Origin of the sequence: Paenarthrobacter aromaticivorans (genome assembly GCF_019038615.1) — a bacterium.
GTDB lineage: Bacteria > Actinomycetota > Actinomycetes > Actinomycetales > Micrococcaceae > Arthrobacter > Arthrobacter aromaticivorans.
Genome location: NZ_JAHOPC010000006.1, coordinates 55132 through 80896 on the forward strand (window position 1 = coordinate 55132; position 25765 = coordinate 80896).

Annotated in this window: 25 protein-coding genes; 13 read left to right on the forward strand and 12 right to left on the reverse strand. The window is 62.1% G+C overall.

All coding sequences use genetic code 11. From position 1 onward, the window contains the following. Positions 1–50 precede the first annotated feature (50 nt). The 5 genes from KSW38_RS11290 to KSW38_RS11310 all read left to right on the forward strand — a co-directional run bounded on the left by KSW38_RS11290 (position 51) and on the right by KSW38_RS11310 (position 5999). The gene (locus tag KSW38_RS11290) at positions 51–1325 is read left to right on the forward strand and encodes an extracellular solute-binding protein (protein WP_254186387.1); all 1275 of its coding nucleotides are present in this window, start codon (positions 51–53) and stop codon (positions 1323–1325) included. A gap of 24 nt (positions 1326–1349) precedes the next feature. Further along, positions 1350–2264 (forward strand): carbohydrate ABC transporter permease, encoded by a 915-nt coding sequence (locus tag KSW38_RS11295; RefSeq protein ID WP_216925038.1) that lies wholly within the window; start codon positions 1350–1352, stop codon positions 2262–2264. Beyond that, positions 2264–3175 carry a carbohydrate ABC transporter permease gene (locus KSW38_RS11300; protein WP_216925039.1) on the forward strand — a complete coding sequence of 304 codons (912 nt, stop codon included), beginning with the start codon at positions 2264–2266 and terminating at the stop codon, positions 3173–3175. Before KSW38_RS11295 ends, KSW38_RS11300 begins: the two co-directional genes overlap by 1 nt. Positions 3176–3251: 76 nt before the next feature. Beyond that, positions 3252–5006, forward strand: a complete 1755-nt coding sequence (locus KSW38_RS11305; RefSeq protein WP_216925040.1) for a glycoside hydrolase family 13 protein — start codon at positions 3252–3254, stop codon at positions 5004–5006. Between the two features lie 33 nt (positions 5007–5039). After that, positions 5040–5999, forward strand: coding sequence for an aldo/keto reductase (locus tag KSW38_RS11310; RefSeq protein WP_254186388.1), 960 nt, complete (start codon positions 5040–5042; stop codon positions 5997–5999). Between the two features lie 92 nt (positions 6000–6091). On the opposite strand, the gene KSW38_RS11315 is transcribed toward KSW38_RS11310, so the two are convergent. The 4 genes from KSW38_RS11315 to KSW38_RS11330 are packed head-to-tail and all read right to left on the reverse strand — an operon-like array spanning position 6092 to position 9992. Next, the gene (locus tag KSW38_RS11315) at positions 6092–7030 is read right to left on the reverse strand and encodes a TauD/TfdA dioxygenase family protein (RefSeq protein WP_216925041.1); all 939 of its coding nucleotides are present in this window, start codon (positions 7028–7030) and stop codon (positions 6092–6094) included. Positions 7031–7081: 51 nt separating this feature from the next. Then, entirely contained in the window at positions 7082–8026 is a 945-nt protein-coding gene (locus tag KSW38_RS11320; protein ID WP_216925042.1) for an ABC transporter permease, read from the reverse strand. Continuing rightward, positions 8026–8934 (reverse strand): ABC transporter ATP-binding protein, encoded by a 909-nt coding sequence (locus tag KSW38_RS11325; protein WP_216925043.1) that lies wholly within the window; start codon positions 8932–8934, stop codon positions 8026–8028. The genes KSW38_RS11320 and KSW38_RS11325 overlap by 1 nt, the downstream gene beginning before the upstream one ends. A 2-nt stretch (positions 8935–8936) precedes the next feature. Beyond that, positions 8937–9992, reverse strand: a complete 1056-nt coding sequence (locus KSW38_RS11330) for an ABC transporter substrate-binding protein (RefSeq protein ID WP_216925044.1) — start codon at positions 9990–9992, stop codon at positions 8937–8939. A gap of 358 nt (positions 9993–10350) precedes the next feature. Between KSW38_RS11330 and KSW38_RS11335 the strand changes: the two genes are divergently transcribed. The 6 genes from KSW38_RS11335 (at position 10351) to KSW38_RS11360 (ending at position 14497) form a co-directional block, all read left to right on the forward strand. Continuing rightward, positions 10351–11214: an HpcH/HpaI aldolase/citrate lyase family protein gene (locus KSW38_RS11335; RefSeq protein WP_216925045.1), complete on the forward strand. Its 864-nt coding sequence runs from the start codon at positions 10351–10353 to the stop codon at positions 11212–11214. Between the two features lie 2 nt (positions 11215–11216). Beyond that, positions 11217–12137, forward strand: a complete 921-nt coding sequence (locus tag KSW38_RS11340) for a DUF2797 domain-containing protein (RefSeq protein WP_216925046.1) — start codon at positions 11217–11219, stop codon at positions 12135–12137. Between the two features lie 85 nt (positions 12138–12222). Next, positions 12223–12447, forward strand: a complete 225-nt coding sequence (locus tag KSW38_RS11345; RefSeq protein ID WP_216925047.1) for a DUF3188 domain-containing protein — start codon at positions 12223–12225, stop codon at positions 12445–12447. Between the two features lie 43 nt (positions 12448–12490). After that, a complete protein-coding gene (locus KSW38_RS11350) occupies positions 12491–12952 on the forward strand; it encodes an FAS1-like dehydratase domain-containing protein (protein WP_216925048.1) in 462 nt (153 codons plus the stop codon). Between the two features lie 2 nt (positions 12953–12954). Continuing rightward, a complete protein-coding gene (locus tag KSW38_RS11355; protein ID WP_216925049.1) occupies positions 12955–13392 on the forward strand; it encodes a MaoC family dehydratase in 438 nt (145 codons plus the stop codon). A 37-nt stretch (positions 13393–13429) separates the two neighbouring features. Continuing rightward, positions 13430–14497, forward strand: a complete 1068-nt coding sequence (locus tag KSW38_RS11360; RefSeq protein WP_216925050.1) for a UDP-N-acetylmuramate dehydrogenase — start codon at positions 13430–13432, stop codon at positions 14495–14497. Between the two features lie 25 nt (positions 14498–14522). Here KSW38_RS11360 and KSW38_RS11365 read toward each other — a convergent pair whose 3' ends face one another. Continuing rightward, positions 14523–15002 carry a hypothetical protein gene (locus tag KSW38_RS11365; protein ID WP_216925051.1) on the reverse strand — a complete coding sequence of 160 codons (480 nt, stop codon included), beginning with the start codon at positions 15000–15002 and terminating at the stop codon, positions 14523–14525. A gap of 86 nt (positions 15003–15088) precedes the next feature. Here KSW38_RS11365 and KSW38_RS11370 point away from each other — a divergent pair, with 86 nt between their 5' ends. Together KSW38_RS11370 and KSW38_RS11375 are read left to right on the forward strand one after the other, a co-directional pair. After that, positions 15089–16231, forward strand: coding sequence for a winged helix DNA-binding domain-containing protein (locus KSW38_RS11370; RefSeq protein ID WP_216925052.1), 1143 nt, complete (start codon positions 15089–15091; stop codon positions 16229–16231). Between the two features lie 1075 nt (positions 16232–17306). Further along, positions 17307–18311 carry a type IV toxin-antitoxin system AbiEi family antitoxin domain-containing protein gene (locus KSW38_RS11375; RefSeq protein WP_216925053.1) on the forward strand — a complete coding sequence of 335 codons (1005 nt, stop codon included), beginning with the start codon at positions 17307–17309 and terminating at the stop codon, positions 18309–18311. Positions 18312–18334: 23 nt separating this feature from the next. On the opposite strand, the gene asd is transcribed toward KSW38_RS11375, so the two are convergent. The 7 genes from asd to mshD form a co-directional block, all read right to left on the reverse strand. Continuing rightward, a complete protein-coding gene (gene asd / locus KSW38_RS11380) occupies positions 18335–19477 on the reverse strand; it encodes an aspartate-semialdehyde dehydrogenase (protein WP_216925054.1) in 1143 nt (380 codons plus the stop codon). A 106-nt stretch (positions 19478–19583) separates the two neighbouring features. Next, positions 19584–19805, reverse strand: coding sequence for an NF038396 family protein (locus KSW38_RS11385; RefSeq protein WP_216925055.1), 222 nt, complete (start codon positions 19803–19805; stop codon positions 19584–19586). Between the two features lie 20 nt (positions 19806–19825). Next, positions 19826–20425, reverse strand: a complete 600-nt coding sequence (locus KSW38_RS11390) for a dihydrofolate reductase (RefSeq protein WP_216925056.1) — start codon at positions 20423–20425, stop codon at positions 19826–19828. After that, positions 20422–21225 (reverse strand): thymidylate synthase, encoded by an 804-nt coding sequence (locus KSW38_RS11395; protein ID WP_216925057.1) that lies wholly within the window; start codon positions 21223–21225, stop codon positions 20422–20424. Before KSW38_RS11395 ends, KSW38_RS11390 begins: the two co-directional genes overlap by 4 nt. Before the next feature lie 144 nt (positions 21226–21369). Next, positions 21370–22338, reverse strand: a complete 969-nt coding sequence (locus tag KSW38_RS11400; protein WP_216925058.1) for an NUDIX hydrolase — start codon at positions 22336–22338, stop codon at positions 21370–21372. Between the two features lie 9 nt (positions 22339–22347). Next, a complete protein-coding gene (locus KSW38_RS11405; protein ID WP_216925059.1) occupies positions 22348–24597 on the reverse strand; it encodes an RNA degradosome polyphosphate kinase in 2250 nt (749 codons plus the stop codon). A 104-nt stretch (positions 24598–24701) separates the two neighbouring features. Then, complete coding sequence (gene mshD / locus KSW38_RS11410; RefSeq protein ID WP_216925060.1) at positions 24702–25682, reverse strand: mycothiol synthase; 981 nt, start codon at positions 25680–25682, stop codon at positions 24702–24704. Between the last annotated feature and the right edge of the window lie 83 nt (positions 25683–25765).

Genomic DNA, 25765 nt, shown 5'->3' on the forward strand with positions numbered 1-25765 from the left:
ACTTCCCCCAAGGCATAGCGGCCACTGGGGGTCCGCAAGACGAAAGGACTATGGAGTCTGTGAAAGCTACGCGCAAGAAACGCATGGCAGCGATGGGCCTGGGTCTGGCTCTGCTGGCCGGCCTTCTCTCGGGCTGTACCGGAGAACCGGGTAAAGAGACCATCCGCTTCACCTTCAGCAAGCGGGAGGCCATCGGCTTTATGACCAAGCTGGTGGCCGACTACAACGCTTCCCAGGACAAAACCCAGGTGGTGCTGGACACTTCGGGCGTCGACGTCGTGTCCGCAAGCTTCGTCCGCGGCAATCCACCGGACATCGCGCTTGCAAACTACAACATGGAAACGTCGCGCTTTGTCCAGCGCGGAGCGCTGAGCGACTTGTCCGGCACGCAAGCCGCCTCCCGCGTCCGCGAGGACCTCCAGCCGCTGATGGACCAGTACGGTTCCTATCCGGGCCGCACCAGTGCCTTGCCCTACTCAGTCATGGCGTCCTCGGTGATCTACAACAAGGAGATCTTCGCCGCGCACAACATCGCCGTGCCGAAGACCTGGAGCGAGATGATCGCGGCGTGTGAAGCGCTGAAAGCCGCTGGGGTGACGCCGTTCTATGCCACATGGAAGGATGACTGGACGATCGCCCAGGGGTGGTTTGACTACTCCGTAGGTGGGCAGGTTGACACCATTGACTTCTTCAAGAAGCTTGCTGCCGAAGGCACGGAGGTTGGGCCGGAATCCTCGGTGTCATTCCAGAAGGACTTCAACCAGCCGGTCGAGAAGATGCTGACGCTCGCAAAGAACTACGTCAACAAGGATGCTGCAAGCCGCGCCTACGGTGACGGTAATCTTGCTTTCTCTCAGGGCAAAGCGGCCATGTATCTGCAGGGCCCGTGGGCATTCAGCGAGATCGCCAAGACCGCCCCGGACCTCAAGCTCGGAACCTTCCCACTCCCGATGACCGAGGACCCCAAGGACCTGCGCGTTCGGGTCAATGTGGACCTCGCGGCCTGGATTCCCGAGGCATCCAAGCACAAGGACGCTGCGCGTAACTTCCTCGAGTACCTGTACCGGCCAGAGGTGATCGATGCCTACAACAAATCACAGCTGGGCTTCACACCAACCAAGGATTCTGCGACCGTCCCGGACCCCCGGATCGAGGGGATGGTGGAGTACTACGAGAAATCGCAGGTTTACCAGGGGCCGTCGGTACTCGTTCCGCGCACCATACCGATCATGAACTACACGCAGGCAATCGTGTTCGGCGCGTCCCCTGCATCCACCCTTCGCACACTCGACGCAGATTGGGCGCGCCTGGCCTTCCGCCAGTAGTGCAGAACATAGGAAGTCAGAAACATGTCCAGCATTAGCACCTCAACCACATCCGGGCAGAGTCGCCAAAGGCCACGCAGCAGGCGCCGTGTGGAACCGATCTTCTACTTTTTCCTTGTACCCAGCCTCATCCTGTTCACCCTTGCCATCACGATCCCGGGCATCATCGGTATCTTCTTCAGCTTCACCAACTCCATCGGAATCGGTGACTGGGAGTTCATCGGCCTGACCAACTACATCGCGATCTTCAGTGACCCCGCTATCCTGCAGAGCTATCTGTTCACCTTTGGGTTCTCGATCGTCACGGTGATCGCGGTCAACGTGATCGCTTTCCTCCTTGCCGTCGGCCTCACCGCACGCATCCGGATGAAGTCGGCACTGCGGACCATCTTCGTCATCCCGATGGTGGTTTCCGGCATCATCATCGCCTACGTGTTCAACTTCCTGTTCTCGAACTCCCTGCCGGAGGTCGGTGCTGCGGCAGGGATCCCGTGGCTGGAAAGCAGCCTGCTGGCCAACCCCGATCTCGCGTGGATTGCGATTGTTCTTGTCACAGCATGGCAGGCAGTACCTGGGGCGTTGCTCATCTACATCGCGGGCCTTGTTGCCGTGCCCGGGGATGTCTATGAGGCCGCAGAAATCGATGGCGCGAGCAAATTCCAGCAGCTCCTGAAGATCACCCTTCCTTTGGTGGCCGGTTACGTGGTCATCAACATCATTCTCGGGTTCAAGGGCTTTCTCAATGCTTACGACATCATCGTCGGGCTGACGAACGGTGGCCCGGGGACCTCCACCAGGAGCATTGCGATGACTGTCATTGCCGGCTTCAATGGCGGCGACTACGCCTACCAGATGGCCAACGCGACGATCTTTTTCGTGGTCGCCATCCTTATCTCACTCCTGCAGCTTTCGCTGACTCGCGGACGGAATGCACTCTGATGACCAAGCAAACCACCCTCGCAATCGAGGACTCCTCCCACGTTGAAACCGCCACCGCTCCAAACATCCGACGGCGGTCGGCTCCGGCGATCGAGCGGGTCAACTGGCCTGCGACCACGGTCCTCGTCCTGTGCGCAGTGACCGTCCTGCTTCCCCTGTATGTCACCGTGTCCATGGCTTTCAAGACCCAGGGGCAGGCTGTGGATGGCAACGCCTTCTCATTTCCCGCCCCCTTCAGCCTCGACGGTTTCATCCAGGCCTGGACCCTGACGAACTTTCCCGTGGGTGCCGCGATGTCATTGCTGGTGACTGCAGGGACCGTCCTTGCCACCATCGTCCTTGCTGCATTCGCCTCCTACGCGATTGTGCGCAACTGGGAACGCCGGTTGTTCAGGTACTCGTTCTTCTACCTTCTTGGAGCGATGTTCATTCCGTTCCCGGTGGTTGCACTGCCGCAGATCCAGCTCACCGGTCGTCTTGGGCTGGACAACCCGTTCGGCGTAATCCTCCTGGCCACCATGTTCCAACTGAGCTTCAGCGTGCTGCTCTTCACGGCATTCCTGCGTTCCATACCCATGGAACTGGAAGAGAGTGCCCGGATCGATGGCGCCACAACGTGGCAGACATTCTGGAAGCTGATCTTCCCGCTATTGGCGCCGATGAGCGCGACCGTGGGTATCTTCGCATTCCTTTATGCATGGAATGACTTCATGATGCCGTCGCTGATCATTTCCGATCCCGCACTGCAGACCCTGCCGGTACGGCAAAACCTGTTTCAAACCCAGTTCAGCAACAACTACCACGTATCTTTCGCCTCCTACCTGATGGCGATGGCGCCCGCGATCGTCGCGTACCTCTTTACACAGAGGTGGGTCATGGCCGGCGTGACACAGGGGGCCGTCAAGGGCTAGTGGATGTTGACCTTCCTTGCCCAGCGTTTCATACTGGTCCGGGATATAAATTTAGATTCTAAATCAAAGGAGTTTCGTGAGCACTTCCGCCACTCAGGCACACCGTACCGATGCAGAGCGAATGGCTGATCCGAACTGGTGGCGCCAGGCAGCTGTGTACCAGATCTACCCCCGCAGCTTCGCCGATTCCAATGGCGACGGCATCGGTGACCTCAAGGGCATCACTGCCAAGGTTCCGTACCTGAAGGAACTGGGGATCGACGCCGTTTGGCTGAGCCCGTTCTACCCGTCGGCGCTTGCGGACGGTGGATACGACGTCGATGATTACCGCAATGTGGACCCAAAACTGGGGACGCTTGAAGATTTCGATGAGATGGCAGCAGCACTGCATGCCGCCGGCATCAAGCTGGTGGCCGACATCGTGCCCAACCACTCTTCGGACCGCCATGAATGGTTCAAGGAGGCCCTGGCATCGCCCAAGGGCTCTGCGGCGCGGGAACGCTACATCTTCCGTGACGGCAAGGGGGAAAACGGCGAGCTGCCGCCCTCGGATTGGGACTCCGTGTTTGGCGGACCGGTCTGGGAACGCATCACCGAGCCCGATGGCACTCCCGGCCAGTGGTACATGCACATCTTTGCCAAGGAGCAACCCGACTTCAATTGGGACAACCCTGAGGTTCGCGAGGACTTCCTCAAGACCCTGCGGTTCTGGTCCGACCGCGGCGTGGACGGCTTCCGCATCGATGTCGCCCACGGCATGGCCAAGGATCTCTCCGAGCCGTTGCCGATGAAGGCAGACCTCGAAGCCCGCGCTCACGGCACGGACGGTTTCGTGGACGGATCGCACCCCTTCTGGGACCGCGACGAAGTCCACGAGGTCTACGCGGAGTGGCGCAAGCTCTTCAACGAGTACAACCCGCCGCGCACCGCCGTAGCCGAGGCCTGGGTCCATGAATCGCGTCGTGCCCGCTACGCCAGCCCCGAGGGACTGGGCCAAGCCTTCAACTTCGACCTCCTGCAGGCCGACTTCGATGCACCATCCTTCCGGAAGATCATCACGGAAAACCTGATCGCGGCAAAGGAAACCGGGGCGTCCTCCACCTGGGTGTTCTCCAACCACGACGTCGTTCGGCATGCCACCCGCTATGGACTGCCCAAGGGGGGTTCGGTTGCGCAGGGAACCAACGCCGCCCAGGACGTCTCGGCCACCAAGCCAAAGGGCCAGGACGGCAAAGGCTGGCTGCTGGCCGGCGCACCTGCGGAAGAGCTCGACGTCGAACTCGGCTTGCGTCGTGCCCGCGCCGCAACGCTGCTGCTCCTCGCGCTACCCGGCTCCGCCTACCTCTACCAAGGCGAAGAGCTTGGCCTGCAGGAAGTAGCTGAGATCCCGGACTCTGAGCGGCAGGACCCGTCCTTCTACCGCAACCCAGGCGTGGAGATCGGCCGCGATGGTTGCCGCGTCCCGCTGCCGTGGACCGCAGAAGGACCCTCCTTTGGCTTCGGAGAAGGCAAGGCCCACTTGCCGCAGCCGGAATGGTTCGCAAACTACGCGGTGTCCGAGCAGGAAGGACGTGAAGGCTCAACCCTGGAGCTCTACCGCAAAGCACTGCGCCTGCGCAGGGAACTTCAGACCGACGAAGAACTCGAATGGGTTGAGACCGGAAACCAGGACGTTCTGCACTTCAGCCGTCCGGGCGGTTGGGAAACCGTAACCAACTTCGGAACTGAGCCTTTCGCGCTTCCGGCGGGCAGCGTCGTCGTGAGCAGTGGACCGGTGGAAGGCGGCCTGCTGCCGGCCGACACCACAGCCTGGGTGGTCCGCGACGCGTAAGCGCCGGGCAAGTCAACTGGATTGAATACAGGTATGAATAACGCGAACGGGCGCGGGCGCCTCATCTACGGCTGCATGGGCCTTGGCGGTCCCTGGGACGGTACGTCCTATGGTGCTGCCGAGATCGAACAGGCCGCCGCAGTCATCGAGGCAGCACAAGGTATCGGCATTGAATTGTTCGATCATGCTGACATCTACCGCAGCGGCAAGTCCGAAGCCGTCTTTGGGGAAGTCCTCGCCCGTTCGCAGGGCCTGCGCGAGAAGATCCTGCTGCAAACCAAGTGCGGGATCAGGCTGGGGGAGCGCGGGCTGGATACGCACTACGACCTCAGCCGGGAAGCGATCCTTGAACGGGTCAATGAAAGCCTGAAGCGGCTTCAAACGGATTACGTAGACGTCCTTCTCCTGCACCGCCCGGATCCTTTGATGGATCCGCGCGAGGTGGCGGACGCCGTCGGGCAGCTTGTTACGGAAGGAAAGGTGCGGCAGCTGGGTGTGTCCAACATGTCCGGCGCGCAGATCGAGTTCCTGCAGGACTGCCTTGAGATGCCCATCGCTGCCAACCAGCTGGAGATGAGCCTGCTGCGGCGGGACTGGCTGGAAAGCACCGTGTTGGTCAACCATGCCGACGGGCTGGGCTTCAACTTTCCCCATGGGACGGTGGAGCTATGCATGGCCAAGGGGATTGAGCTCCAGGCCTACGGCTCCTTGGCTCAGGGACGCTACACAGGGGCGCCGTCCGAGGAGATGTCGCCGGCCGAGTCCGCAACCGCTGGAATGCTTCAGCGGCTCGCGGCGGAGAAAGGCACCACCCCCGAATCGGTACTGCTGGGGTGGCTGATGCGGCATCCGGCGCGGATCTCTCCCGTACTCGGAACCACCAATCCCGGGCGGATCGCTGCCTGCTCTGATGCCGCGTCCGTGGCTGCCGCCATGACCCGCGCCGAGTGGTATGGCCTGTGGGTGGCAGCTCGGGGAAGCAACATCCCTTAAACCCAACTGAGTCGCAGTTAAGCACGTTTTGAGGGTTCAAAACGCGCTCAGCTGCGACTCAGTTGGGTTACAACAGCAACACATACGGGCTTCTACGAAACTGCCGCGGCAGCGACCGGGGCCACCACCGAGTAGGTGCTTGAATCACCCTGGATGGCCTGGCTTGCCTTGCCGTCGATGCTTACAGGAATGTCGCCGGCAATGGTCACACGGTTCAACTTGCGGGGCTGGCCGTCGTAGTTGTCCGGGGCGTAGTGCTGGGTGATCCGGTTATCGAACAAGACAACCTGGTTGGGCTCCCAGTTCACGCGGACCACATTCTCAGGACGCGTCACATAAGCCTGCAGCAGCCTGATGATGTCCCGGGATTCAGTGTTGGACAAGCCCACGATCCGAAGCCGCTGCGCGAAGCCCCCAATGAACAATCCGCGCTCGCCGGTCAACGGGTGGACCCGCACCACGGGATGGGCGGTTTCGAACTTCAGGCGGGTGAACTCCTTGCGGCGCTCCTCGGCATTCTGGTGCTCAAGGTTCTTGGGCACGGAGTAGTCGTAATCGTTGGTGTGGATGGCCCACAGAGTGTCTGCGAAGTTGCGCAGTTCCTCCGGCAGGTCCTGGTACGCCCCAGCGGAGGAAGCAATGAGCGTCTCCCCGCCATAGGCGGGCAAGTCGATGCTGCGCAGCGTGGAGGCCTGCGGCGGATTGACGACGAACGTAACGTCCGTGTGCCAGTTGTTCGCGGAGCCGTTCTCGCTGTCCACCGGCAAGACGTTTTCTTCACCTTCCACGGACGCAACAGTGGGATGTGCCTTGGTGAGCGGGCCGAAGTGGCTGGCGAACTTCACTTGGGCTTCGTCGGTGAGGATGTTGGCCTCCCGGAATACCAGCGCCTTGTGCTCGTTGAGCGCGCCCCGGATCTGAGCGATCGTGTCCTCGCTGAGGTCTCCACTGATATCGAGTCCTCGTATTTCCGCGCCGATGCGGGAGCCTAGCTTGGCGAATTGAAGCTTGGCTTCGGTAATGACGGTCATTATTTCTTTCCTTACTTTGTGATGGGTTGTGGCAAGTGCCACGGGGTGGTTTTAGGAAGCAGCCGCGCCCACTGCGGTCCGCCAGGGGGAGAAATGGCGTTCCAGCGCGACCAGCAGGAAGTTCACGCCAAGGCCCAGGAGCGAGACTGTGAGGATGCCCGCGTACATGTCCGGGATGAGGAAGCTGCTCTGCGCGTTCACGATCAAATACCCAAGGCCGGCCTTGGCGCCCACCATCTCGGCGGCGATCAGCACCAGGATGGACGCGGTACCGGCCATCCGGATACCGGTAAAGATCGTGGGCACGGCCGATGGCAGGATGACCTTCTGGAAGAGCCGGAAACTGTTCAGCCCCAGCGAGCGCGCAGCCCGTATGAGCAGCGGATCCACGGTTTTCACTCCTGCGATCGTGTTCAGCAGCACCGGGAAGAAAGCTGCGTAAGCCACGATGCTGATCTTGGATTCCTCGCCGATGCCCAGCAGCAGCGTGAACACCGGCAGCAGGGCTAGCGCGGCCGTGTTGCGGAAGAGCTCCAGCAAGGGGTTGAGGACTGCGTTGAGCCGTCCGTACCAGGCGATCAGGAGTCCCAGCAACACACCTGCAACGAGCGCCGCGCCGAAACCGGTGACTGACCTGGTGAGGCTGGCCGCAATGTTGCCTTGGATGGTGCCGGCTTCAAAGAGCTTGCCCCATGCCAACAGCACGTCATGCAACGGTGGCAGGAATACCTTGGTGGACGGGCTGGCCAGATACGTCGGGCCGAACTCCCACAGTGCCAGGAAGGCCAGGATGCCGGCGGACTTCCACACGCCTGATCCGGCTGCTGCCGTAACCCTGCGCGCGGTGGCGAGGACCGGTGTCGAACGTTGCGCGTTAGCCTCCGGGGCGGGTGCGGCAGCAGTACCGGAAGGCCCGACGGCGTTACCCGGCTCGGTCTTGACGCTTGCCTTGCGCGTTGCCGCCGCGGTTTCTGTCTGGGTCAATGTGGTGCTCATCAGGCCGCAGTCCTTTCACTGGTGACCGTTCCGTCTTTGGGGGCGGTTGACGGTTCATCCGGTGCGCTGCCGTCCGGGAGGATCTTCCGGTGCCCGGCGTCCTGCGCGCGGCGGACTTCATCGTGCAGGAGCGTCCACACCTCGTGCCGGTGCTCGACGAAGGCCGAGTGGGAGCGAATGTCCTCCTCGCCGTCGCGATCGGGGATGTTGATGTCCACAATTTCCTTCAGACGGCCGGGGCGGGCGCTCAGCACAGCCACGCGCTCGCCGAGGTAAACGGCCTCGTCAATGCCGTGCGTGATGAACACGATCGTCTTGCCGGTTGCCCTCCAGATGCGCAGCAGTTCGTCCTGCAACTGCTCGCGGGTTTGGGCGTCCAATGCCGCGAAAGGCTCGTCCATCAGCAGGACGTCGGGCTCGTAAGCCAAGCTGCGGGCAATGGCAACGCGTTGCTTCATGCCTCCCGAGAGCTCATGGGGATAGCGGTCCTCGAATCCGGCCAGCCCGACGAGCGCCAGATACTCCTTGGCCTTCGCCGCCCGTTCCCGACGGTTCAATTTCCTGCCGTCCGGCCCTGTTCCTTCCAGGCCGATGGACACGTTGGCCGAAGCTGTCCGCCAGGGGAACAGTGCGTACTGCTGGAACACCACAGCGCGGTCCTTGCCGGGACCCGTCACGGGCTTGTTGTCAACGAGAACCTCGCCGGACGTGGGTGTTGAGAGACCCGCGAGCAAGTCCAGCAGCGTGGTCTTGCCGGAACCACTTGGCCCTACCAAGGTAAGGAACTCGCCGTCGCGCACGTCCAGGCTTAGCGAATCGATGGCCGTGAGCGTCGTTGCGGCCGTGGACTTCGTAGCCCGGACCGTGAATTGCTTGGTGACATTGCGGAGGCTGATTTTGGCAGTCATGGCTATCCCTTCTTGGCTGCGTTAGTAGTTGTGCCGTTCGTGGCGCTGGCGAGATCGTTGAATTCATTGGTGTAGTACTTGGCCGGCGTGAGCTTGTCCTTCACGATCCCGGCAGAGTTCAGCCACGCCTCCCACCGGGTAAAGTCCTCGTTCTTGATCACGCCGCTGTCCGGAACACCAGGGCTCTTCCAGAACTTCAGGTTGGCTGTGCTCTCATTGCGTCCGCGGTTTTCGATGATCTTGGTGAAGCGGGCAATGACTTCGTCGCGCGGTGTTTCTGCCGCCCATTTGATGGCTTTGGCAACGCCGGTAGTGAAGGTGCGGGCGGTGTTCGGGTTCTTTTCGATGAAGTCGTTCCGGAGCACGATCTGGCCGCCTGCAAAGTTTCCGAACAACTGCACATCGCTGAACAGCGAACGTAGTCCGCCAGCCTCGATCGCCCTGTCCTGCAGCACGCCGCCCAGGGTTCCCGCGTCCACTTGGCCTCTACGGATGGCTTCCTCTGTATCGTTCGGAGCCAAGGGCACGAGCTGGACCTGCTTGATCTCGTCCTGGCTGAGACCGTTCCGCGTCAGGTACGTGTTGATAACCGCTTCGTGGTGCGCGCCCAGTGTGTTGACCGCGATCTTCTTTCCGATCAGGTCACGGGGTCCCTTGATGGAGCTGTCTGCCTTCACGTAGTAGCCACTGAAGGTCTTCTCATCCGAGCCGTAGTAGTTGACCACGGCCTTCACCGGGGCGCCCGCTTCGATCAGCTTCACCACCGCTCCGGAGAACGCGCCACCGAAGTCGGTCTGGTTGGTGGCTGCGGATTGGATGTCCTGGGGTCCGCTGGTGGTGTTGCCCACCCAGTTCAGTTTCAGGTCGCCCAGGTATCCGAGGTCTGCGGCAAGTTCGGGGAAGGTCACGTTGTTGGCTGAGCCTTGGTAGCGGAGTTCCTTGACTTCGGTGCCGCCTTGGTTGGCTTGTCCGGCTTCGGCTGCACCGCCGCAGCCGGACACCGTCAGCGCTAGTACGACGGCGGCCGCGACGCTCAGCAGGGGCAGGTGCAGTTTCATGGGAGCTACTTTCGAGTGCAAGTTGTTAGTTGGAGAGCCGTACGTTCACCGGCTTGGGAACGATGTAAGCCCATCCGCGTGGCCCGTGGAAAGCGCCGCGGTCACGCTGGGAAACCGCGGGCAACGCGAAGCCATGAACTGCAATCGACGGACACAAAGTCGCAGCGTTGAGCTTGATGAAGACTGTGTTAAGTTCAATGGCTCACCGCGGGTGGTGCGCTGAAAGCGAATGGTGCCTGCCGCCGTCGGCCGGTCATACTGGGCGCGGGCACAGTCATAAGGGATTTAGTTCGTATTGATCCTCACAACCGGGCGGATTTCTTCGCCTTGCGGGCCGCCGGGCGGATACGGTAGATACATGACGTCTAGCATCGCCGCCGAATCCATTCGGCCTACCCGCAACATTCCCGCCGACATCGCCCGTTCCTGGCTCCTTGTGAATGCCATGAAGACGGAGCTTTTTGACGAATCCGCGGGCTCACGGGCAGACGCCATCATCCTTGACATCGAAGACGCCGTTGACCCCTCCCAGAAGGACGCGGCGCGCGAGAATGTCGTGAACTGGCTGAGGTCCGGCGGTCAGGCCTGGGTCCGCATCAACGATGCCACCAGCCCGTTCTGGGCAGACGACCTCGCAGGCCTGCGCGGTACCCCGGGCCTGCTCGGCGTGATGCTCGCCAAGACTGAGTCCGCGGACCAGGTCACGGAGTCCTACCACCGCATGGACGGCAAGACTCCCGTGATTGCACTGGTTGAGTCCGCCCTCGGCATCGAGGAAGCCAACCACATTGCCCGCGCCCAGGGTGCGTTCCGCCTGGCCTTCGGTTCCGGTGACTTCCGCCGCGACACCGGCATGGCCGCCACCCCCGAGGCCATGGCCTACCCGCGTGCCAAGCTCGTCGTAGCCAGCCGCGTGGGCAACCTGCCCGGCCCCATCGATGGCCCCACGGTCGGCACCAACCACCCCATCCTGCGCGAGCAGACCGGTATCACGGTAACCATGGGCATGACCGGCAAGCTGTGCCTGGCCATCGACCAAACCACCGTGATCAACGAGGTCATCAGCCCCACTCCGTCGGACGTTGCCTGGGCTACCGACTTCATGAGCGACTTCGAAGCCAACGGCCGGGTCATCCGCGATGGTTCGGACCTCCCACGCCTTGGCCGCGCTGAGAAGATCATGAAGCTCGCAGTTGCCTTCGGGGTTCAGCCCTCCCTGTAGCCATGCTGGTCCACGGCATAGCTTGGGACTCTTCTTCACCGGCTTTGAAGTTGTTGTCGCCGGATGGGGAGTTCACTGACGTTGCGTTGGCCCCAGGTTCAACCTTGGGCCTGCGCGTCATGCCCGGGGTGTGGTGCCTTGGCCATACCAAGGTCCACGGGCCGGGCAACCGTACCCATGTTCCTTGCCGCAGCGGCTCCCCAGCCGAACGTGGGAAACAGTGCGGGGCCTGCTTTGCCCGGGACGATTCCCGGCTCATGCATGACTTCCACCGGGGCGGCTCTGTGCCTGCCGGTCTTCGCGCTTACCTCATGCAGCCACACTGGCTTTACGTTGCAACGTTCGCCAATGGGGCAACCAAGGTCGGGACTGCCTCGGCGCCGCGCAAATGGAACCGGCTGGCAGAGCAGGGTGCCGTTCAAGCTTCCTATGTTGCCCTTGCCGAGGACGGCCGAGTTGTTCGAGTGCTCGAGGACCTTGTGACCCGCGAGCTTGGACTCGTCCAGCAGGTCCGTTCCGCTGCCAAGGCGGCGTCGCTCGTTGAGCCGCGTCCCGGCGTCGAACTTGTTGCCACCAATCGGCGGCATGCCGCGCAGGTTCGTGGCTTGCTGGGCGGACTTGCCATGACCGGATTCGCCCTTGTGGAGGAAGAGTGGGAGCGGCCGGCCTTGGCTGACCGGCTCTGCACCGTTCGTGCCGCCGGTTCTTCGCGCCACCCGTACCCGGCAGCGTTCGACGGCGGAGGGCATGGCCTGCGGGTCCACTCACTTTCCGGTGCCATCGCCTTGGCTGGCCTCCCGGATGCCGAGGGAAACGAGGTGGAGGGTAGCTTCGTGGCAGACCTGGGCGCGTTGAAGGGACGAAAGATCGAGTTCGGCGCCCACGTCACGGAAATCCCAGCACTGCAGGATTCTTTGTTCTAACTCCTTGTGCGGCCTGCTGTGCGGGCTATTCCTGGGTTTTGGGGCGCAGAGCGGGCTCCGCAACGCGCACCGGTAGACTTGGACGGTGTTGAACGAATTCTGGGCCACCTCCTCCACCGCCTACAAAACGCTGGTTTTCAGCGCCATGGGGCTCATCGCCGTCGGACTCATCCTTTCCATTGCCGGAAACACCACCGGCAACCAGGGATTGGCCATTGCATCACTGCCCGTGATTGGCGTCGGGCTGCTGCTCCACGTCACAGGGCTCGTAGTCCGGGGCCAGAAGATCCGCAAGAGCTACAAGAAGTAGTCGCAACACCACCGTAGGCTCGCTGGCCCGATAGGGTTGGACCATGAGTATCAATCCGGACCTGCAGGGCCGAAGCTACCCTGCCGCAGAGGTTTATGACGTCTCCCGCGAGAAGATCCGCGAATTTGCGAAGGCCGTGAAGGCCAGCAATCCCGCGCACTTCGACGTTGAGACAGCACGGGCCATGGGGCACAGCGATCTTGTAGCCCCGCCGACGTTTGCCATCATTGTTGCCCAGCGCGCCGACGCCCAGCTTGTGGAGGACCCCGAGTCCGGCATCGACTTCTCCCGCGTGGTGCACGCGGACCAGCGCTTCACCCATCACCGCGCCATTGTGGCCGGGGACCGCCTCGTGGCTGAACTGCACGTTGATGGAGTGCGGGCCATGGGCGGCGGCGCGATGATCACAACGCGTTCAGAGATTTTCGCCCTCGACGGCAACGATGACCGTGAAAAAGTAGCCACCACCACCTCGTCCATCCTGGTCCGCGGAGAGGGACAGTAACCATGAGCCCAAAATTTGAAGAACTGACGGTAGGCCAGGAAATTGGCACCCGCAGCATTGAGGTCACCCGCCAGGACCTGGTCAAGTATGCCGGCGCTTCGGGGGACTTCAACCCGATCCACTGGAACGAAGCTTTTGCGACCTCTGTTGAGTTGCCCGGCGTGATCGCACACGGCATGTTCACCATGGGCTCGGCAGTGCAGCTGGTCAGCGACTGGGCAGGGGACCCCGCCGCCGTCGTCGATTACCAGACGCGCTTCACCAAGCCGGTCCTGGTGGCTGACACCACCGGAACGGACGAGGCCGGTGCTGTTATCGATGTCACCGGGGTAGTGGGAGCCCTCGACGCCGAGGCCGGCACCGTGCGCATCGACCTCACCGTTGTAGCCGCCGGGCAGAAGGTCCTCATGAAGTCCCAAGCAGTCGTGAAGGTTTCTTGAATCAAGTGAGCACTTCATTCCCCGTTAGGCTTGATTGGTGACCCAGACGCTGCTTTCCGACCTGACCACAGCTGCCGTCGGCGGCCCGGCAGGAAAATATGTAGAGGCCCGCACTGAGGCCGAAATCATCGACGCCGTGCGGTCGGCTGACGCTGTGGGGGAGAAACTCCTCATCATTGGCGGGGGTTCCAACCTCCTGATCTCGGACGACGGCTTCCCCGGCACAGTCCTGAAGATAGCGTCCGAAGGCTTCACCGTGGACTCGGAAGACAGCTGTGGCGGTGTGTCCGTGGTGGTTCAGGCCGGCCATAATTGGGACGCGCTGGTTGAGTACTCGGTTCTGCATGCGTGGTCCGGGCTTGAAGCTCTGTCCGGGATCCCGGGGGCCACAGGTGCCACGCCCGTACAGAACGTTGGCGCGTACGGCGCGGATGTCTCGCAAACCATCGCCGCCGTGCGGACTTGGGACCGGCAACGCAATGCAGTTCAGACATTCACCAACTCAGAACTCAAGTTTGGCTACCGCGATTCCATCCTGAAGCAGACCACGGTGGAAGGTTCCCCGCGCTACGTCGTGCTGACTGTTGAATTCCAATTGCCGCTGGGGCGAATGAGCGCCCCCATCCGGTACGGTGAACTCGCCCGCGTGCTGGGCGTGGAAGCCGGCAAACGTGCCTACTCCAACGATGTCCGCCGGGAAGTCCTCCGGCTCCGCGCGTCCAAAGGCATGGTCTTGGACGCCGCAGACCGGGACACTTACTCCACAGGCTCGTTCTTCACCAACCCGATCATCCCTGCCGAACGCGCCGCAGGGTTGCCGGAGAACGCGCCGAAGTACCCGGCAGGCGAGGACGGACTGGTAAAGCTATCCGCTGCCTGGCTCATCGATCACGCAGGATTCGGCAAGGGTTTCGGTCTCGATGAAAGCAGTGTTTCCGGTGGCAGGGCATCCTTGTCCACCAAGCACACCTTGGCGATCACCAACCGCGGCTCGGCCTCGGCGTCGGACATGGTGGCTATCGCGCGCGAAGTACGTGCCGGCGTCGTGAATCGCTTCGGCATTGAGCTGCACCCTGAACCCTTGCTGATTGGCGTTTCCCTCTAGCGGGACACAGCGCGCCGCCGTGGGCTTATCTTGTGCGTCGTGCAGCGATGGGCAGGACTTTGTTGAGTAGCAGGAAGGTCAGCCCGCAACTCACTGATCCCAGGAGGAAGATCTGACTGAAGGCAATACTTTGGGGTGAAGGGCCGCTAGGCATGAAGAGCCCTGCCATGGCGAAGCCCACTAGGCCCAGGAGCATCACGATGGCACCAAGCAGGAAGCTGCGTACTTGTGCTGCGGCCGCGGGGTAGAACCAGGGTTCCGGGGCGTCGTCCTCGGGATCGGCAACAGGTTGGATAGCGGCTGCGGAACCTATGAGCAAGGCGGCAGTGGCAGTCGCCACCAGCCCCGCCATCTGGATCACTTGCATGGCCGGCGTGAGGCTGACTCCGGTACCGACGGCCACAACGAGTCCCGTTCCAAGCCCGACGACGGTGCAGCACCAGCCAGCCGCAGCCAACCATCTGCTGAGCGGCCGCACAAGCGGAGCAAGATCACCAAAGAGCATGCGTCCATCCTAGGAAACTGTGCTGGAAGGCTGCTGGGAGGTGTTGCAAGGTTCCCTGTACCGGCTGGGCGCTTTTAGGATGGAGCATGCCTGCACCCCAAGCGCGTCCTGCCGCTATCACTCCGCGAGTTATGGGCCGCCTGCGGCTCGCTAGCCAGGGACTCCTGAATGGTGGTCTTGCCGCCGTGCCTGATGTCGTTCGCTGGATGACAGCCATGCAGGCGCAGGACCTCGGATCCGCGCTGTGGGCCGTGGGGCAGCGTGTCCCGGGATCTGCAGCATCCGACGTCCGCGCAGCCCTTGACTCCGGAACCATAGTCCGGTCATGGCCAATTCGGGGAACACTGCATCTGCTGGCACCCGAGGATCTCCGCTGGATCCTGCGAATCACCAGCCCACGACTCATGAACATGGTGGCAGGGCGGCATCGGGAGCTTGGCATCACCGCCGAGGACATCAGCCATTGCCGGGACATTGCACTGAAGACGTTAGAGTCCCTCAAGACGGCCGACGGCGGACGTGGGGCCACGCGCGAGCAACTCTTTGACGCCTTCGAGGAAGCCGGCCAGATCACCAAGGCCCAGCGTGGCATCCATCTGCTTGGAAGCCTGTGCCAGCGTGCGTGGCTCGTCCAAGGCCCCATGGCTGGTTCACGCGGCAAGGTGGGCGTCCAACAGCTGTTTGTGCCCTTCGACGAGTGGATCAAGGACTCCAGGGACCTTGATCGCGAGGAAGGAATTGCGGAGCTCCTCTTCCGTTACATCCGCAGCCACGGACCTGCGACGGTGAAGGACTTCGCCTGGTGGAGCCAAGTGCCCCTCACCGAAGCGCGCAAGGCCCTCGCCTCGGTTCAGGATCGACTGGTGGAGCTGCCGTTCGGCGATACCAGCTATTGGCTTTCGGCTGAAACAGCAGCACTGCTCGACGACGGCGTCCCCGGCTCGCGGGCGTTGCTGGCTCTTCCTGGCTTCGATGAATTCCTGCTCGGTTACCAGGACCGAAGCCTGGTCCTTGCGCCCGAGCACGCTGAATTGGTAGTGCCGGGCAGGAACGGAGTGTTCAAACGGATCATCGTAGCCGGGGGAGAAGTGGTGGGCACGTGGGCGAGGACCGGCAACGGCAAGGCGCCCGGCGTTGTTCCCGAGCCCTTCGAAGGGCAGCTGGGCCCGGCCGCGGAGCGTTCGTTCCAAGCGCAGGGGCTGGCTTACCTGAAGTTCATGGCGGGCTGAGCGCTGGGGGCTGGGGGCTGGGGAATCCGTCGCTTGCCCGCAATCTCGTCGCTTGCCCGCTCCCAAGTTGTTGCCCAACAACGGGTCGGCGGGCCCACGACGTTGTTAAGGGGGGCAGGCCCTTGTGGCTCAGGGCAAGGCGGGGCAGGGCTCGGCTGCGGCTTGGAACCCCGTTGCTTGCTGCATTCTCGTTGCTTGCCCGCTTCCAAGTTGTTGGCCAACAACGGGTTGGCGGTCCCACGACGTTGTTAGCTGGCAGGGCATCGTGACAGGGCAGGGCTCGGCTGCGGTTGGAAACCCGTCGTTTGCCCGCAATCTCGTTGCTTGCCCGCTTCCAAGTTGTTGGCCAACAACGGGTTAGCGGGCCCACGACGTTGTCAGGTGGCAGGGCATTGTGGCGCAGCGCAGGGCAGCGCAGGGCAGGGCAGGGCAGGGCAGGGCAGTGCTGACGGCTAAGGCTTGGAACCCGTCGCTTGCCCGCAATCTCGTGGTTTGCCCGCTTCCAAATTGTTGGCCAACAACGGGTTAGCGGGCCCACGACGTTGTCAGGTGGCAGGTCATTGTGGCGCAGGGCAAGGGCGGGGCAGGGCAGGGCAGGGCTGCGCTTGGAAACCCGTCGCTTGCCCGCGATCTCGTTGCCTGCCCGCTTCCAAGTTGTTGCCCAACAACGGGTTAGCGGGCCCACGACGTTGTTAGGTGCCAGGCCTTTGTGGCACGGGAGGGCTCGGCTGCGCTTGGAAACCCGTTGCTTGCTGCATTCTCGTTGCTTGCCCGCTCCTGCGTCGTTGGCCAACAACGGGTTAGCGGCCCACGACGTTGTTAGCTGGCAGGGCAGGGCAGGGCTACGGCTTGGAACCCCGTTGCTTGCCGGCATTCTCGTGGCTTGCCCGCTTCCAAGTTGTTGCCCAACAACGGTTTAGCGGGCCCGCGACGTTGTTGGCTGGCAGGGCATCGACAGGGCAGGGCTGTGCTGACGGCTGCGGCTTGGAGTGTCCAGGGCCGACCGGCCGTAGTTGTCCACATACGCCCTTGAAGGGCTGTCCGCGAGGCCCCCGGCAGACGCACGATGGACCCCATGAAACCACAAAAACTTGACGCCCTGATCGCCGGGAACTGGCCGGATAACATCATCGCCGTGACGGCGGATCTCGCCGAGAGTGGTCTCGGCGACCGGGTGCTTACGGCGGGTGTGCGATCGGGAAAGCTGATCAGGCTGAGACGCGGCGTTTACGCCCGTGCCGCTGACTGGCGCCGACGAAGTGCTTGGGAGCAGGACATGCTGAGGATCCAGGCGCATCAGAGCGGGTCACGCGTCGCGAGCATCTACAGCCATTTGAGTGCCGCGCGACTGCATGGGTGCTCACCCTGGGATGGTGGCCCACTGGTGCACGTCACCACGCCGTTTTGGCCAGCTCAGGCGAGTTCCGGGGAAGATGTATCGGCGCACGGTGCTCCACTGGAGTCCGCGGAGATCGTTGAGCTGCAGGCGCCGTGGCGACGACCCGTCAAAGTTACGAGCCTTGAGCGCACTGTTGTGGACTGTGCACGGACCCTGGATTTTGAACGGGCATTGGTGATCGCAGACCAAGCTGTTCGCAGGGGCGCTGATCCGCTTTTGATGCATGACTATGTGGACACTGGCAAAATCACAAGAGGTGCACGACGCTTGCGACGGGTTCTCGACGCAATGGATGCACGTTCGGAATCCGTGGGAGAAACCCGGACGCGCGCACTCCTGAGCAAATTGGGGATCCACGGAGCGGTGCTTCAGCTCGAAGTCGATACACCCCTCGGTCGGTACCGAGGAGACTTCGGCTGGCCGGAAAACAAGGTGATTTTGGAATTTGACGGCCGGGCCAAGTACTTCGATTACGCACCAACCGATGAGGTGCTCTTTCAGGAGCGACGCCGGGAGAAGGCACTCCAGGCTCAGGGTTGGAAAGTGGTCCGCATCGAATGGGATGATCTCAGCCGCCCGTGGGACGTTGACCGGAATCTCAGGCAGGCACTTGCCGAGACACCCCCTAAACGTGGAAAACCCGCTGTTCCGTTGCTGGGCAGCAACAGAACAGCGGGTTGACGACGAAACAGCGCGGACAGGGCCTAGAGCTTGCCCGTCACGATGTTCAGCATGCGACGCAGCGGCTCAGCTGCACCCCAAAGGAGCTGGTCACCCACCGTGAAGGCGCTGATGTACTCCGGACCCATTTCCAGCTTGCGGATACGTCCAACGGGAATGTCCAGGGTGCCGGAGGCAGCCACAGGAGTCAGGTCCGCCATGGAGGCTTCCTTGGTGTTTGGAACAACCTTGGCCCACTCGTTGTCCTTGGCCAGGAGGTTCTCGATCTCCGTGACGGACAGGTCTTCACGCAGTTTGAGCGTGAGGGCCTGGGAGTGGGAGCGCATGGCGCCGATGCGGACGCACAGGCCGTCCATGGCGATGTGGTCCTTGCCCGCGGTGCCCTTGCCCGTTCCGAGGATCTTGTTGGTCTCCACTCCTGCCTTCCACTCTTCCTTGGACTGGCCGTTGCCGAGGTCGGCATCGATCCAGGGAATGAGTGATCCGGCCAGTGGCACGCCAAACTGGGTGGCGTCAACACCAGTGCGCTGGGCGGCGAGGACCTTGTGGTCGATCTCCAGGATGGCTGAGGCCGGATCCTGCAGTTCGCTGCTTACCTCGTTGTTGATGGTGCCGAACTGGTTCAGGAGCTCGCGCATGTGGCGGGCGCCGCCACCGGAGGCAGCCTGGTACGTCATTGAGGTGCCCCATTCGACCAGGTTGTTCTTGAACAGTCCGCCAAGGCCCATGAGCATGCAGGAGACCGTACAGTTGCCGCCGATGTAGTCCTTCACGCCGCCGGACAGGCCGGCGTCGATGACGTCGCGGTTGATCGGATCCAGCACGATGATCGAGTCATCGTTCATGCGCAGTGTGGAGGCAGCATCGATCCAGAGGCCATCCCAGCCGCGGTTGCGGAGTTCGCCGTGAACCTGCTTGGTGTAGTCGCCGCCTTGGGCGGTAACAATAATTGGCAGCTTGGCAAGCGTCTCAATATCGAACGCGTCCTCGAGCTTGCCAGCCCCGTCAGCAAAGGAAGGGGCGGCACCTCCTGCGTTCGAGGTGGAGAAAAATACCGGGTTGATGTTGGCGAAGTCGTTCTCGTCCTGCATACGCTGCATCAGGACAGAGCCGACCATGCCACGCCAACCGACCAGTCCTACGGACGGATTAGCTGCTGTAGTCATTTACCCAGTCTAAACTTTTGCGGCGAAGAGCCGCTGTTGGTTACGTCACGCACGCAACGCACGACGCCGGCACTCGCCCCAGGGCCACGCAAGCCGACCGCCGCGGCTAGCTCCCGGCGTCGGGCCCTTGCAGCAGGACGGCTTTGCGCTTGCGCAAGGCAAAGAACGCACCGAACGTGAAGACCTGTGTGACCACGATCAAGACGATGATGCCGACGATGCGGTTGCCGCCAAGAATCATGGTCAGTCCAACAATGGCTGAGATCAGCGCGAAAAGCGGCAGCAGCATGTATCCCAGCACGAACAATGTTTCGGGTTTCTTCAGCATGTGGAGCATGTCCTGGTTTTCTAGTTTTCCGTCCGGCGCCACGTAGTGAACCGGTATTGTGTGCCGTTCTTGGCGGCCAGCCAGCCTTCGGCCGGCGCGGCAATATCAAAGGTCCAGTCGTCGCCGAGTTCAGGCGCGAAGGTATCGCCGTCGAGGTCGGCATCGATGATGGTGACGACGGCAACGTTGGCAATTCCCATCGACTGTTCAAAGATCTGGCCGCCGCCGATGATCCAAACCTTCTGGCCACCGGGGGCGAACTGGGATTCCAGCAGGGCTGCGTCCAGCGAGGAAACCACGACGGCGCCCTCGGCCTCGGGCGTGGAAGCCCACTCCGGGTTGCGGGTCACCACAATGTTGGTGCGCCCCGGCAGGGGCCGGTACTTGTCCGGGAACGATTCCCAGGTCTTGCGGCCCATGATGACGGGGTGTCCCGTGGTCAGTTGGCTGAAGTGCTTGAGGTCCTCGGGGAGGTGCCACGGCATGGAGCCGTCTTTGCCAATCACGCCGGATTTGGTCTGGGCCCAGATCATGCCGATCCCGGTCATTTTGGCAGCGGTTTCCTGGGTGAAGATGACGCCGGGAAGCTGGGAAGGATTCTCGGATGCGGGAGTGCTCATACGGCGATCGGCGCCTTGATGGTGGGATGGTGCCTGTAGCCCACAACCTCGAAGTCGTCCAAGGCGTAGTCGAAGATAGAGTCCGGTTTGCGCAGGATTTTCAGCTGCGGATACTCGTACGCTTCACGGGTGAGCTGCTCGGCGACTTGCTCCACGTGGTTGTCGTAAATATGGACGTCACCGCCTGTCCAGACAAACTCGCCAGGCTCAAGGCCCAACTGCTGGGCGACCATGCACGTCAGCAAAGCGTAGGAGGCGATGTTGAACGGGACTCCCAGGAAAGTGTCCGCGGAACGCTGGTACAGCTGGCAGGACAACTTGCCGTCGGCTACATAGAACTGGAAGAACGCATGGCAGGGCGGCAGGGCCATGTCCTTGAGCTCGGCGACGTTCCACGCGGAGACGATGTGTCGCCGGGAATCCGGGTTGGCCGCCAGGTTGGTCATGAGCTCGGAGATTTGGTCGATGTGCCCACCGTCGGGCGTGGGCCAGCTGCGCCACTGCACACCGTACACGGGGCCGAGTTCGCCGTCGGCATCCGCCCATTCGTCCCAAATGGAAACACCTTGGTCCTGCATCCACTTCACGTTCGAATCGCCGCGAAGGAACCAGAGGAGCTCCACTGCCACTGATTTGAAGTGGACCCGCTTGGTGGTGATGAGCGGGAAGCTTTCGGCGAGGTCGAAGCGCAATTGACGGCCGAAGACGCTTCGCGTTCCGGTTCCGGTGCGGTCCGACTTATGCGTGCCGTTGGCCATGACGTCGCGCAGGAGGTCTTCATATGGGGTGGGGATGCTCACGAGTCCAGCTTACTGGTTTCGACCATGCGGACCCTCAGTAGATCGATGAGTGTCTCATCACCGACGCCGGCTGCCCAAGCTCCTTGTAGGCGCGCGTGACGCTCCCCGCGGCAGATCCCCGGATCGCCGCCGGGAGCGTCGCCACTAGTCGTCGAAAGGTTTGACCTGTTCCACGGAGACAATCTTCCGTTCAGAGCCACGCGCCACCTGGCAGACGATGACCTCGCCCGGAGAAAGGAACGGATCGGACGTTGGCAGCAAGCCCCGCAAGGCGGCCGACATGTGCTGGCCCAGTTGGTTCAGCACGGTGGGCAACGCCGGGCGATGGGTGCACACAGCGATTGGCACCTGCTTATCGAACAGGGCCTCCACTGTAGCCGCCGTTTTCTTTGGTGACCGGTTGTGGTTGTGCTCGGTGAGGGCTTCAACAAGCTTTACCTTCGCTCCACTTGCCTTCGCATAGGGGGCAATGGTTGCTACGCAACGGGTCCAGGGGCTGGTAACTATCCGTTGCGGCTTCCACACTTCCAACAGGCGCCGGACGGCAGCAGCCTGGCGTTGTCCGCTGGCGGCCAGCGGACGCTCGCCCTCAGCCTTGGTCCATGAGGACCTGGGCTTTGCCTTTGCATGGCGGATCAGTACGAGCGGCCACGTATCGAGTTCGCCCCGGATATGGGCCTTCTCGAGGTACTCGAGGGGCTCCACATCCGTGGGGTTGCTGAGGAAGGATGCAGCCCTGTCGGGGCTGCACCACATGACGCTGTCTACTTCCTTGCCGTCGGGCCTGAGCTGTTCGCCGTTGACCCGCATGGCCCAGTAGTGCACAACTTTCAGGCCGGCACTGACGTGGTAATGAATGGGCGGCAAGGGCAAGCCGAGCCAACTGTTGAGGCCGATCTCTTCATGCACTTCACGGACGGCACACTGCGGAACTGTTTCGCCGTCGTCGAGCTTTCCTTTGGGCCAGGACCAATCGTCGTAGCGGGGCCTGTGGATCAGGAGTACCTCAAGGGCGCCCTTCTGAACACGCCAAGGAATGGCACCGGCCGCAACAACAGCCACCCGTTCGCCGGGGTGGTCCGTCTGATCCGCCACGGGGGTATCGCTCTTCAACTCGTTCCCTTACCGCCGGGCCGCTGCACGCTGGCGTGACCGGGATGCAAGGAGCCAGGACTGCATGTCCAACAGAGGCTTTCCGTCCTCGTCAAGGTGGTGCCTGGTCCAATGACCTTGGTTGTCCAGGTGCCAACTCGCGGTTCCGTCGTCTACGTAACGGTTCATGAGGTCCACGACCGTCGCGGTGTCTTCCTTGCTGGCCAACTGGACGAGCGCCTCAACACGCCGGTCCAGGTTGCGGTGCATCATGTCTGCGGATCCGATGTAGACCACGGGATCTCCACCGTTTGCAAAAGCAAAGACGCGGGAGTGCTCCAGGAACCGGCCGAGGATGGAGCGGACCGTGATGTTTTCGCTCAGGCCCGGTACGCCCGGCCGGAGGGAGCAGATGCCACGGACCACCACGTCCACCTTCACACCGGCCTGTGAGGCGCGGTAGAGGGCGTCGATGATGGCTTCGTCCACCATGGAATTGACCTTGATCTGGACGCGGGCAGGAACGCCGGCGCGGGCGTTGCGGATTTCCGCTTCGATTCTTTCGATCAGGCCGGCACGCACGGAACGCGGCGCTACGAGCAGGCGTTTGAACGTGGACTTCGGCGCGTAACCGGAGAGCTGGTTGAAGAGCTTGGACAGGTCTTCGCCCACTTGCTCGTTCGCCGTAAGCAAGCCGAGGTCCTCGTAGTAGCGGGCGGTCCGAGGGTGGTAGTTGCCGGTACCGATGTGGCAATAACGGCGCAGGCCGTCCACTTCCTGCCGAACCACCAGGGACAACTTGCAGTGGGTCTTCAGGCCCACAATGCCATACACAACATGCACGCCTGCCTGTTCCAGCTTCCGGGCCCAGGAGATGTTTGCCTGCTCGTCAAAGCGGGCCTTGATCTCCACCAAGGCAAGGACCTGCTTGCCGGCCTCGGCCGCATCGATCAATGCGTCAACGATGGGGGAGTCGCCGGACGTCCTGTACAGGGTCTGTTTGATGGCCTGGACTTTGGGGTCCGCGGCAGCCTGCTCCAGGAATGCCTGAACGGAGGTGGAGAACGAGTCGTACGGGTGGTGGAGCAGGATGTCCCGGCGGCGCATGGCGGCAAATACGTTGGCCGCCTTGGACGTTTCGGATTCGTTGAGATACCGGGACGTGTGCGGGACATGCTTGGGGTAGTGGAGATCGGGGCGGTCAATGGCGCTGACCGCAGAGAGACCACGGAGATCCAGGGGTGCCGGAACGGAGTAGACCTCGGACTCTTCAACGCCGAGTTCCCGGATGAGCAGCGCTTTGATGTTCGGGTTGATGTCCGTGGTGACTTCCAGACGCACAGGAGGACCGAAGCGGCGGCGAAGGAGTTCCTTCTCCAAGGCCTGGAGGAGGTTCTCGGCGTCGTCTTCTTCTACCTCAAGGTCCTCGTTGCGGGTGACGCGGAAGGTGTGGTGCTCCAGGACTTCCATGCCGGGGAAGAGCTTGTCCAGGTGGACTGCGATGACTTCTTCCAACGCAATGAAGCGGGCAACACGGCCTGGAATGGCACCTGCACGGGGGCCATCCACGGAGATCAGGCGCGGCAGCTGGTCCGGAACCTTCACACGGGCGAAGAGTTCCTTGTCGCTGATCGGATTGCTGACAATCACCGCAAGGTTCAGTGAGAGGCCGGAAATGTAGGGGAAGGGGTGCGCAGGATCCACGGCCAGCGGCGTCAGGATCGGGAAGACCTTCTCCTGGAACATGATGCTGATCCGGTGACGGGCATCTTCATCCAATTCATTCCAGTGCATGATGTGGATGTGCTCGTAGGCCAGGGCAGGACGGATCTGTTCGGCGAAAACACGTGCATGGCGTTCCTGGAGCTTGTGCGCCTCCTCACCGATCTGCTCCAGCACCTCGATCGGGCTCAAGCCTGCAGGGGAGGGAACAGCCAGTCCGGTTGCAATGCGCCGCTTCAAACCTGCAACGCGGACCATGAAGAACTCATCGAGGTTGGAGGCAAAGATCGACAGGAAATTCACGCGTTCCAGGAGGAAGAGGTCCGGATCCTCTGCGAGTTCCAGAACGCGGGAGTTGAACGCCAGCCAGCTGAGCTCACGGTCCAGGAAACGGTCCGGCGTGATGTCGCCTTCGGGTTCCAGGCTCGGCGCAAATTCCGGGATGTCAATGCGGTCCTGGGTGGCTCGTGAAGCCGGAACTTCCGATGATCCGAAGCGTGGGGGCAGCGTGGCGCCCTTCGAAGTGGATCCGGCGGTGCCGACGGGGTCCGGCTGCATGGGGGTTCTCCTAAGCTCAGGACTGGGTTTCCTCCCACATTACAAGCAATTCCAGTGCCCGAATCCAAGAAGTCCCGGGCTTTCCTTGCGGCGGGATGCTGACGTTAATTCTTGGTTAAAGGTCCATACATCACATCGGTGTCCCAGCGGATAAAGCCAAGCTTCTGGTATAGGGATACGGCGGCCTGGTTGTCGGCGTCGACGTAAAGCATGACGGCGTGCAGGTCCTTGTCCTGCAGATGCCTGATTCCGGCCACGGTGAGTGCCTTGCCCAAGCCCAGGCCCTGCGCCTCGGGCGTCACACCCACTACGTAAACCTCGCCGATCGCGGGATGGGGTCCCTGCCGCGGGTGAACCTTGGTCCAGTGGAACCCCAGTAGTTCGCCGGCATCATTAACGGCCAGGAGGAAGCCGGCCGGATCAAACCAATCTTCGGCCTTGCGGGCCTCAAGGTCGGCGCGCGTCATCGAGCCCTGCTCGGGATGATGCGAGAAGGCCGCGCGGTTAGCTGCCAACCAAGCGTCCTCGTCCTGTCCCGGCACGAAGGCACGTAATGAGACCCCGTCCGGAAGGCCAACGTCGGGCAGTGCGGACGTGGAGGTCATCAGCCGCATCTTCCACAGTTCCCGCACGGGACCGTAGCCAAAACGAGTGGCCAGCTCCGCCGCGGCCTCGTGATTGCCGTGGGACCAGGCACTCAAGCCGTCAAAACCGCGTTTGCCTTCCAGCGCTTCCAGCAGGCGGCCCGCTACGCCTTGGTTGCGGTAGGCGGGGTGGACCGCCAATTCGAGGACACCCGTTGTTCCTGATGGGCCCGGCGCTTCAACGACGACGGCGATTCCCGCCAGATCTTCTCCGGTCGCCGGATCCGAATCCTCATCAGGGGCATAAAGGGCAAGCGACAGGACGGAGTGATCGCCCGCATCGACGCCCCGCAACATGACCAGTGTCTGTTCAGACAAGGGAGGGTTGCCGTCGGATTCCTCGGCGGCCGCTGCGAGGGTCCTGAAGTCCTTGAGGAGTTCGGGATCGAGGGCGCCGGTGACGAGCAGTACTGGCCAGTTCTCGGGGTGCGCGTGACTCATGATGCAAGGCTATACGTCCGGGGCAAGCACTGTAATTTGAAGTCCCCTTGAATCGGCTGTAGGCTCGTTATCTCGTTCGGCTT

Coding starts and splice junctions, on each gene's coding strand:
- KSW38_RS11290 (WP_254186387.1), top strand. CDS start 51: ATGGAGTCTGTGAAAGCTACGCGCAAGAAACGCATGGCAGCGATGGGC.
- KSW38_RS11295 (WP_216925038.1), top strand. CDS start 1,350: ATGTCCAGCATTAGCACCTCAACCACATCCGGGCAGAGTCGCCAAAGG.
- KSW38_RS11300 (WP_216925039.1), top strand. CDS start 2,264: ATGACCAAGCAAACCACCCTCGCAATCGAGGACTCCTCCCACGTTGAA.
- KSW38_RS11310 (WP_254186388.1), top strand. CDS start 5,040: ATGAATAACGCGAACGGGCGCGGGCGCCTCATCTACGGCTGCATGGGC.
- KSW38_RS11315 (WP_216925041.1), bottom strand. CDS start 7,030: ATGACCGTCATTACCGAAGCCAAGCTTCAATTCGCCAAGCTAGGCTCC.
- KSW38_RS11320 (WP_216925042.1), bottom strand. CDS start 8,026: ATGAGCACCACATTGACCCAGACAGAAACCGCGGCGGCAACGCGCAAG.
- KSW38_RS11325 (WP_216925043.1), bottom strand. CDS start 8,934: ATGACTGCCAAAATCAGCCTCCGCAATGTCACCAAGCAATTCACGGTC.
- KSW38_RS11330 (WP_216925044.1), bottom strand. CDS start 9,992: ATGAAACTGCACCTGCCCCTGCTGAGCGTCGCGGCCGCCGTCGTACTA.
- KSW38_RS11335 (WP_216925045.1), top strand. CDS start 10,351: ATGACGTCTAGCATCGCCGCCGAATCCATTCGGCCTACCCGCAACATT.
- KSW38_RS11340 (WP_216925046.1), top strand. CDS start 11,217: ATGCTGGTCCACGGCATAGCTTGGGACTCTTCTTCACCGGCTTTGAAG.
- KSW38_RS11350 (WP_216925048.1), top strand. CDS start 12,491: ATGAGTATCAATCCGGACCTGCAGGGCCGAAGCTACCCTGCCGCAGAG.
- KSW38_RS11355 (WP_216925049.1), top strand. CDS start 12,955: ATGAGCCCAAAATTTGAAGAACTGACGGTAGGCCAGGAAATTGGCACC.
- KSW38_RS11365 (WP_216925051.1), bottom strand. CDS start 15,002: ATGCTCTTTGGTGATCTTGCTCCGCTTGTGCGGCCGCTCAGCAGATGG.
- KSW38_RS11370 (WP_216925052.1), top strand. CDS start 15,089: ATGCCTGCACCCCAAGCGCGTCCTGCCGCTATCACTCCGCGAGTTATG.
- KSW38_RS11375 (WP_216925053.1), top strand. CDS start 17,307: ATGAAACCACAAAAACTTGACGCCCTGATCGCCGGGAACTGGCCGGAT.
- asd (WP_216925054.1), bottom strand. CDS start 19,477: ATGACTACAGCAGCTAATCCGTCCGTAGGACTGGTCGGTTGGCGTGGC.
- KSW38_RS11385 (WP_216925055.1), bottom strand. CDS start 19,805: ATGCTGAAGAAACCCGAAACATTGTTCGTGCTGGGATACATGCTGCTG.
- KSW38_RS11390 (WP_216925056.1), bottom strand. CDS start 20,425: ATGAGCACTCCCGCATCCGAGAATCCTTCCCAGCTTCCCGGCGTCATC.
- KSW38_RS11405 (WP_216925059.1), bottom strand. CDS start 24,597: ATGCAGCCGGACCCCGTCGGCACCGCCGGATCCACTTCGAAGGGCGCC.
- mshD (WP_216925060.1), bottom strand. CDS start 25,682: ATGAGTCACGCGCACCCCGAGAACTGGCCAGTACTGCTCGTCACCGGC.